We start from the raw sequence: 9,119 nt of genomic DNA, 5'->3' as shown, positions 1-9,119 counted from the left end.
ATTTGTATGACTCATTTGTTTTTTCAACTAAACGAATTTCTGGTTTGCTTTGTGATTCTTTTACGAATCTTGATTCTTTATGAATCTTTTATCTTCACACTATTTAATTATCATGTTTCTTGCTACTCTTTTGAAGTAGCTTATTTATTATAACTTCTTAAAAAATCTTTGTCAAGCAAATTTTACAATTTTTTTAATTATTTTACTTGGTTTTTAAGAAGGCTGCCTCATAAGACAACTTGTATAGTATACAATGGTTTTTATTTAGTGTCAATACTTTCTTTTAAGTTTTTTATGAATTTTTCTAATTCTTTGTTAGGATTTAATTTGTTGGCTTTTTCTAAATATTCTATTCCTTTTCCACTTTCTTTTTTGTTCAAATATATTATTCCCAAATTATAATTTAGTGGATAACTGTTTTCTTTTTCTAAAAGTCCCATTTTTAAAATTTCTATTGCTTCATCAAATTTATTTTCCGTTGCATAAAGTGTTGATAGTAAGTTTATATTTTCTTCTAATACTTTTTTATCAACTGATAGTCTTGCATACTCTTCTGCTCTTTCTAGGTCACCTAAGTTATAAAATGTTATTGCAAATACATAATAAAAGCTTTCATCTTTATTAAAATTTTGAGAAATGTCTTTTAATAAGTTTAGTGCTTTGTTGTATTCGCCATAGGACAAGTAGGTTTTTGCTGAGTCAAAATTTACATAGTCTCTTATTATTTCTATTTCTTTTCTGACTTCGTCTTTTAATTCTTCGTTATCTGATAAATTTATAAATTTTTCAAAGTACATATTTGCCTTTATATATTTTTGTAATGCTAGATTGATGTATGCAAGCCTATAATAGGCAAGGCTGTACTTTTCATCTAAATTTAAAACTTCATTATACTTTTTTATAATTATATTTATTAGTTTTTCACTTTTTTCAGGTTCTTCTTTGTTTTTATTATAAAGTGATTCTAAAATATTTGCTTTTTTAAAAATTATGTCTACATCTTTGCCAATTAATTCTTCACATCCTCTTAAAAAAATGTAAGAATCCAAAGGGCTTTTTTCTTGATTTATAAATGCTTTGTGCATTGCATAATTTTTTAGATTTATATTTAATTTTTTTAGTATTTCTTTATATTTTTTATTATACTTAAATTCAGGATCTATTCCAAAGAGATAAATCATCGCTTCTACAATTTTTTCTAAATTTATCTTTTCTTCTAATTCTTTACTCTTTATTCCTTCTATAATATAATCTAGTTTTATGGGTAAAGAGAAACCAACGGGAAGTTTTAATTCTCCCAGTTGGTATTCTTTTTTTAGTTCTATAAAAACTATATTTTTTAATTTTTCCTTTATTTCTTTTCTAAAAAGATTTTCCATTAAAGTTCTCCCATGTAAGCTCTTTTTCTCCTAGTTGAGCCCTTTAAAATTCTATATAAATTACCTCTAAATACTGCATAAACTGCTGTTATTATGCTTGCAAGTAGAATTTTTAAATTGTAAGGATCCAAAGGATTTAAATAATTAAGTCCATTTATAAGATTTTCTCCAAGAGGAATATCTACTATGCTATTTGATGTAATCATTAAGAAAAAATTAAATCCAAACATGTTAAGAATTACTAAATATATTAAATATGGAAGTGTCCAAAGAATTAAATTTTCTTTAATAAATTCAAAGGAATTAATGTAGGCGCTTGTGTAATAATCTCCACTTATATAGATGGACTCTGCTATTGGATTTAATGCAATAGTTATCGCAGCAGATACTATTAAATAAATGCCTTGATTTCTTCCAAAAGCTGGAAGTAAAAAGGATATTATCATCAATATAAAATATATTGAGTAAATTGATGCAAAGTATGCCATAAAGGTGTTTTTAAAATTCCTAAAACTTATTCTGTTATAATAAATTAAATCACTCAATATTGAAAAGTAACTCGATAAAATTAAGGATGTCAATAGTGGAATTACAAAGCCCACTAGTCCACCTATAGTTTGTGCAAGTAAATTACTAATTAAAAATAATCCTATTGCATAAATAATTCCATAGATAAATGGAAGTATTAAAATTATTGGCGAAGCTTTTATTTTTACAAAGGTGTCTTTAATTGCCTTTGTGTAAACTAATTTTAAATCTTCAAAAAAATTCATTTAATCACATCTTTTCTGGTGCTTTTATTCCAAGAAGATATAGTCCTGTTGCTATTACATTTTTAACTGTGTAACAAAGTAAAAGTCTTGTGTTCTTTAATTTTTCATCATCGACTAGAATTTGTGTTTGATTATAAAATTTGTTGAAGTTCTTTGCAAGTTCAACTGTGTATCTTGTTATAAAATATGGCTCGCATTTTTCACAAGCATCTTCTACTATATTAGTGAAGTTGTAAAGACTTCTAATTATATTTATTTCGCTTTCTTCTGTTAGAAGAGTTGCGTCTATTTCATTATTTATGTCGAAGTTGCCCTTCTTTAATAATGAACAAATCCTAGCGTGAACATATTGTACATAGGGACCAGTTTCGCCTTCAAAGGATAAGGTTTTATCCCAATTAAATGTGTAATCCTTAATTCTTCCATTGAATAATTCTTGAAATTTAATTGCGCCTATTCCAACTGTTTGTGCCAGTTCTTCTTTATTTTCTATCTTTTGATTTTGTTCTTTTTCTCTATCATTTAAAATTTCACGAACTTTATCCGTAGCTTTGTTTAAAACATCTTCAAGATAAACTACCTTTCCTCTTCTCGTGGAGAGTGTTCCGTCCTCAAGTGAAACCATTCCAAAAGGAACGTGAATTATCTCGTCATACCAATCGAAACCTGCTTTTTTTAGTGCAGCTTTAAGCTGTTTAAAGTGAAGACTTTGTTGACTTCCAACTACATAGATATTTTTGTAAGGTTTGTAATTTTCGTGTCTATATTTTGCCGCTGCTAAATCTCTTGTAAAATAAATTGTCGTTCCATCACTTTTTACAACTATTGCTGGCGGAAGATTATATTCATCTAAGTTAATAACTTCAGCACCTTCTGATTCTTCAAGCACATTTCTTTCGCGCAATTCTTCTATTAATGCAGGCATTTTGTCTGAATAGAAGGATTCTCCATTGTAAGAATCAAACTGAATGTCGAGCATATCATAAACCCTATTAAATTCTTTGAGGGAAACCTCTTTAAACCATTTCCAGATTTCTACAGCTTCTTCATTTCCATTCTCAAGTTCTTTAAACCAATATCTACATTCGTCTTTGACTTCTTGGTCTTCTTCACAAACTGCATTGACTTTTACATATAATTTTAAGAGTTCGTTAATTGGATCCTTTTCAATTGCTTCCTTACTCCCCCATGTTTTATATGCGTAGATTAACATTCCAAATTGAGTTCCATAATCGCCTAAGTGATTTATGGCAATAGTATTAAAGCCTAAAAATTTGTAAATTCTCTTTAGCGAATCGCCTATTACAGTAGATCTAATGTGACCGATGTGAAAAGGCTTGGCAATATTTGTAGAGGAATATTCCACAACTACATTTTTATTTTCTCCGTAATTTTCCTTGCCAAAGTCCTCTCTTTTTTCAACACTTTCCTTTAAAATTTCTCCAGTTAAAATACTTTTGTTGATATAAAAGTTTAAGTAAGCATTTTTGTTTTCAATCTTTTCAAAATATTTTGAATTAATTTCTGCTGCAAGTTCTTCTGCAATCACAGCAGGGTTTTTTCTGTAAATTTTTGCCAAACTAAAAACTGGGAAAGCAAAGTCGCCAAGTTCATAATTTGGTGGAACTTCTATCATTTTGTCAATTTCCTTTGGCTCTAAACTTTCAACTTTTTCATCAAGTATTTTTATTATTTCTTCTCTAAAATTTATCATCTTGACTCCTTATTTTAATGTTACCACAGTGACTCCGTCGCCACCTTCATTGTACTCTGCATCTTTAAAAGATTTGACAGTTTTTATATTTCTAAAATGTCCTCGTAACTTTTGTCTAAGGACACCTGTGCCCTTTCCATGAATTATTCTAACTGATTTTAATCCAGAAAGATAGGCATCATCTAAATATTTGTCCACAATATCTCGTGCGTCTTCAAAATTTTTGCCTCTAATGTCTATTTCACTACTAATATTTGATGCTTTGTTTTTAAGTATTTTTCTAGTATTGTGCTTAGTAGTATCTTCTTGCACATCTATTCTCGTTAAACTTTCCTTAGGCATTTTCATTTTCATAATGCCAGACTGAACTAATACATTTCCTTTGTTATCAGGAAGTTCAACTACTGTGGCTATATTCCCGAGAGATGTCCTAACTTTATCGCCAACTTTTATCTCTCTAATAGGGTTGGCTGCTTTTTTTATTTCGATTTCAGAATTATTTCTAGAATTTTTTAAGCTTTCACGCAAAAGATCTTGTGCTTCTTGAATTCTCTTTGAATTTTCAGAACTAATATTGTCTCTAACTTCATTTATTTCAGATAAAATTATATCTACATTTTCTTTTGCATTTAGAAGCAGTCTTTTTGCTTCTTCGCGAGATTTTTCCAAGATTTTTTCTTTTTGATCCTCTAAGCTTTTAATCTTAGACTGTAATCTTTTGTTTTCCTTTTCTAAGTCGGTTCTTTCTCTCTCAAGTTCTTCCTTATATTCTCTTATTTTAGTTCTGTCTTCGTCAATTGACTGCAAGACGCTTTCAAATTCAATATTCTCTGAACTTAAAAGTTTTTTTGATTTATCTATAATTTCATCTGGAAGTCCAAGTCTTCGTGAAATTTCAAAGGCATTAGACTTGCCCGGAACGCCGATTAAAAGTCTATAAGTTGGAGAAAGACTATCAACATCAAACTCCATACTCGCATTGGCAACACCCTTTGTTGTAAGTGCATAGACCTTTAATTGATTGTAGTGAGTTGTGGAGATACATCTAATATTTTTCTCTAGCATAAATTCCATTATTGCCCTAGCAAGTGCCGCACCCTCTGTTGGATCAGTTCCTGCACCTAATTCGTCAAATAGGACAAGAGAGTTTCTCGTCACATTTTTTAAAATATAAACAATGTTTACCATGTGAGATGAAAAAGTTGATAACGACTGCTCAATTGACTGTTCGTCTCCAATGTCTGCAAAAACTTTTTCAAAAACTGCAATTTCAGAGGATTCTTCTGCTGGAATTAGAAGTCCATACTGCGTCATAAGTGAAAGAAGTCCAACTGTCTTTAAGCTTACAGTCTTACCTCCAGTGTTAGGTCCTGTAATAATTAGCGAAGAAAAATCAATCCCGAGATTTATGTCAATAGGAACTGCAGTTTTCCTATCTAAGAAAGGATGGTAAGCACTTACTAAATTAATTCTTCCTTCGTTGTTTATCTTTGGCATATTTGCCCGATAATTTATGGCAAGTTTCGCCTTTGCAAAAATAAAATCTAATTCAATCAATTTGTCTTGATTAGATTTAATATCTTCGGCAGAATTTGCAACTAATTCTGATAATTCTCTAAGTATTTTTTCAATTTCAATATTTTCTTTTACATAAAGTTCTTTAAGTTCATTGTTTGCATCAACAACTGCCATTGGTTCAATGTATGCAGTTTGACCACTGCCAGATATATCGTGAACCAGACCTTTTACTCTAGATTTATTCTCAATTTTTACTGGTACAACATATCTTCCATCGCGAAGAGTAACAAGAGCATCTTGTAAAAAATCTGCGTGGGAGCTTAAAATTCCATTTAATTTATTTTTTATAGAATCCTTTTTTGCTGCAATACCTCTTCTAATTCTAAGCAATTCACGAGAAGCGTCGTCGGCAATTTCTTCTTCAGAAATAATTTTTGAATTTATTTCATCTTCGAGGCTTTTTTCTGTGTACAAATCTTCGATTAATTTGTCGATGTAATTTAATCTTATTTCTTCTCCGCTATTTGAATCCTTCTTAAGATAAGTCTTCAATCCCCTTGACACTCTTAAAAAGTCCGAAACCTTTAAAAGTGCCTCAGCAGAAAGAGCCCCACCAATTTCAACACGCTTAATAATATCTTTTATGTTTACAATGCCAAAAAGCTGAGGTTCTCCCTTTGCTAAAGTTAATTTAAGAGCCTCGTTAGTTTCGTTAAGCCTTTCCTTTACCTCATTAAAATCCGTGGAAATTTCCACGCTTTCGATATATTCATTTGTAATACTTGCACTAGCAAGTTTTTTAAGTTCACCTAAAACTTTGTCAAACTCCAAAGTTTTTGATGCTCTATTAAAAGAATTATCCACTGACAATCCCCCTGTTTATATGTCCCTTAGTTACTTGTCGGTACTTGTCTTCTAGTTCCTTTTTTATCCTTTTAAAATTTTCTTCTTCATAGTTTTTATAAAGTTCAACTACTTCATCTGTAAATTCATCTGCCAAGAGGAGCAAACTTACATTGTTTTCAACGAGTTTTTTTACATAACCATCTAACAAAATTGGATAAGAATTAAAAATTTCTGTAAAAGTATTCTGTCTTAATACTTCAAAATCCACTGATTTCTCGTCCCTCAATAAATAATTCTTAAATTTACAGCTTGGACAATTTCTCTCATCAACGCAATTTTTTATAACTGAGAAGGGACAGTGTTTCATCGTCATAACTGGCACTCGTCCGTAGGAAATCACATTTATCTCAGCATCTGAATTTATGGTAATTTTTTGAATTTGTCCACTATTTAATTCTGGAGATAGTGTAATTGAATTAAAACCCAAATTCTTAAAAAAGTCTAATGAAAGTTTGTTAAATACATTTAGTCCAATATCTCCATTTATTTTTATGCCGTCGTCCTTAAAGATATAGTATTCAGAGAGATTATTTATCCAAATACCCTTTACATTCTCGATTTTTAAAAGATATTCTCTTAAGTTTTCAAGCTCATTGTAAGAATAGAATTTATCGAGATATATTGAAACTTCTTTATTGTATTTTTCACTAAACTTTTTGAGATCTTTTGCTCTAATTATTATTTCGTCAATATTTTCTAAATTAGACTTTTCTAAATTCTTAAACTTATTGAAGAAAATTTTAATTTTACTTTTTTTATCTTTGTTTTCTATTTTTTTATTTTCTAAATTACATTGTATTTCAACTCTATTTATGGAATCTTTTAAAATTTTGCTTTCTAAAATTCCAATTACTTCTCTTCTAAGTTCGTTAATGGCAGAAATTGAAAGAAAAGCATTTTCGTCTAAGTCCATAGAAATGTTTTTCACTTTGAAAATGCTGTCGCCAGTCTTTGAAATATTTTCTACTACTCTTTCTCTATTAAGCCCAGATTTTTTTGCAATTTCAACAATTTTATCTAGCTCGTAAAATGCCCTGTGATCTCCTGATCTAACCTTAATAGTCGGCTTTTCTCCAATTTTTATCTTTAAATTCACATCTAAATCTCTTTTGTAATTAGAATTCTCAATTTTTTCATCGACTTTTCCATATAATCTTTTCGAGTAAGTTCTATTTATTTTGGAATTTAAAATTGGAGTTTTAGATAAACTTATTTCGTGAGGAATTTTGGAAGTATAAAGTTTTACCGATCTCATTCCAAATCTTCCCTTATTGGACAAAAATTCAATTCCATCTCCTTGGTAAATATCCACATCAAAAATAACTTTTGCCAAATTTTTTGTTACCTCAATTACTTTCCCAACTTCCACACCCCTGTTATCAGGTCTGTCTGATGAAATAAAATTATTTCCAAAGTCGCCATTAAAAAGTCCCTTGGTAAATCCTCTATTAAAAACTTGTTCTGTGTCTTCTCTGTCCTCTAAAGTTAATTTGTTCTCCAAAGACTTTTTGTATGACGAAACAACAGTGTAAACATACTCTGGATTTTTCATTCGCCCTTCGATTTTTAGTGAATATCCACCAGATTTTATAATTTTTGCAACATCATCTAGTGTATTTAGATCCTTTGGCGAAATATAATAAAGTCTTTTGCCAATTATGTTTCCATTAAAATCTAAAATTTCATAGGACTTTCTACAAGCTTGAGCACATTCGCCACGATTTCCAGATTTGCCACCAATCATAGATGACATTAAACATTCGCCTGAATAAGAAACGCAAAGTGCTCCATGAATAAAAGTTTCTACTTCTATATCTAGCTCTTTTATTTTTTCAAGCTCAAAAATTGGAGTTTCACGAGCAAGTACAACTCTTGAAAATCCCATATTTTTTAAAAGTTTTGCACCATAAAAATTATTTACAGCCATTTGTGTTGATGCATGAACTTCAAAATCCGGAAAATTTTTACGTATTTCACTTGAAATACCAATATCTTGTAAGATTAACGCATCTACACCGATATCGTATAACATCTTCACACTTTCCATAGCTCTTTTTACTTCAAAATCCGCAATTAAAATGTTAAAAGTAACATAAATTTTTACATTTCTAAGATGAGCGTAGTTTATTGCTTCAATTAATTCTTCTTTGTTAAAATTTTTTGCCTTTGCCCTTGCAGAAAATTCATCATAACCCAAATAAACAGCATTAGCACCTGCCGATACAGCTGCCTTTAGACAAGCCATATCACCAGCAGGTGCTAGTAATTCATATTTATTTTTCTTCATAAAGATTTTCCAGTTCTCTTGTTAAATCAATTATTCTTCTCGATGCACTATTGTTTTTTTCTTCTAATGATGAAATATTTCCTTCAAGTTTATTTATTTCTTCTTTTAAATCTAGAATTTCTTTATTTTTTTCAAGAAGATCTCTATTTACCTTTCTATTTCTGTCCTCTACATCAAGAGATTTCTGTTGAAGTTCTCTAAAACTTTTATTAACCTTTTTATTTTCTTCTTCAAAAATTGAAAGTTGTTTTTTTAAATCTTTAATTTCTTCCATTTTTTCAATGATTTCTCTCTTATCATCATCCATGCTCGCCAAATCCATTTTGTCAGATTTCATTTTTTCCAAATCGTCTAAAATATTTAAGCCACAGAGCACAAGAGTCTGCACTTGATTTAATTTGTAATTACTTTTTGCAGTTTCTTTGATTTTTTCATCAAGATCTGCTGCAAGGTCCTTAACATACTTTTCGTTGTCACTTCCCATGACAATAAATTTCATGCCGTCAATTGTAACTTCGATTCTTTTTGCATCGGACATAATA

General features: G+C 29.8%; 6 protein-coding genes. All 6 read right to left on the bottom strand.

The window, feature by feature from the left end; translation table 11 throughout:
- Nucleotides 1-260: 260 nt before the first annotated feature.
- Genes HKO22_RS07745 through zapA form a run of 6 tightly spaced genes read right to left on the bottom strand, consistent with a single transcriptional unit; the run spans nt 261 to nt 9,115 of the window.
- Entirely contained in the window at nt 261-1,379 is a 1,119-nt protein-coding gene (locus tag HKO22_RS07745; RefSeq protein ID WP_169969782.1) for a tetratricopeptide repeat protein, read from the bottom strand.
- Nucleotides 1,379-2,152, bottom strand: a complete 774-nt coding sequence (locus HKO22_RS07740) for a hypothetical protein (protein WP_169969780.1) — start codon at nt 2,150-2,152, stop codon at nt 1,379-1,381. Before HKO22_RS07740 ends, HKO22_RS07745 begins: the two co-directional genes overlap by 1 nt.
- 4 nt (nt 2,153-2,156) lie before the next feature.
- Nucleotides 2,157-3,866, bottom strand: coding sequence for an arginine--tRNA ligase (gene argS / locus HKO22_RS07735; protein ID WP_169969778.1), 1,710 nt, complete (start codon nt 3,864-3,866; stop codon nt 2,157-2,159).
- 9 nt (nt 3,867-3,875) lie between these two features.
- Nucleotides 3,876-6,248, bottom strand: a complete 2,373-nt coding sequence (locus tag HKO22_RS07730) for an endonuclease MutS2 (RefSeq protein ID WP_169969776.1) — start codon at nt 6,246-6,248, stop codon at nt 3,876-3,878.
- On the bottom strand, nt 6,241-8,577 hold the full coding sequence (locus HKO22_RS07725; protein WP_169969774.1) for a U32 family peptidase: 2,337 nt from the start codon (nt 8,575-8,577) through the stop codon (nt 6,241-6,243). The genes HKO22_RS07730 and HKO22_RS07725 overlap by 8 nt, the downstream gene beginning before the upstream one ends.
- Nucleotides 8,564-9,115: a cell division protein ZapA gene (gene zapA, locus HKO22_RS07720; protein ID WP_169969772.1), complete on the bottom strand. Its 552-nt coding sequence runs from the start codon at nt 9,113-9,115 to the stop codon at nt 8,564-8,566. Before zapA ends, HKO22_RS07725 begins: the two co-directional genes overlap by 14 nt.
- Nucleotides 9,116-9,119 lie beyond the last annotated feature (4 nt).

Origin of the sequence: Peptoniphilus faecalis, assembly GCF_012976305.1 — a bacterium.
In the GTDB taxonomy this organism is placed as follows: Bacteria; Bacillota; Clostridia; order Tissierellales; family Peptoniphilaceae; genus Peptoniphilus_A; species Peptoniphilus_A faecalis.
Note: the sequence above shows the minus strand (reverse complement) of the source record. Positions and strands in the feature narration are given on the sequence as shown.

Excerpts from the sequence above, each read along its gene's own strand:
- HKO22_RS07725 (WP_169969774.1), bottom strand. The coding sequence starts at position 8,577 with ATGAAGAAAAATAAATATGAATTACTAGCACCTGCTGGTGATATGGCT.
- HKO22_RS07745 (WP_169969782.1), bottom strand. The coding sequence starts at position 1,379 with ATGGAAAATCTTTTTAGAAAAGAAATAAAGGAAAAATTAAAAAATATA.
- argS (WP_169969778.1), bottom strand. The coding sequence starts at position 3,866 with ATGATAAATTTTAGAGAAGAAATAATAAAAATACTTGATGAAAAAGTT.
- zapA (WP_169969772.1), bottom strand. The coding sequence starts at position 9,115 with ATGTCCGATGCAAAAAGAATCGAAGTTACAATTGACGGCATGAAATTT.
- HKO22_RS07740 (WP_169969780.1), bottom strand. The coding sequence starts at position 2,152 with ATGAATTTTTTTGAAGATTTAAAATTAGTTTACACAAAGGCAATTAAA.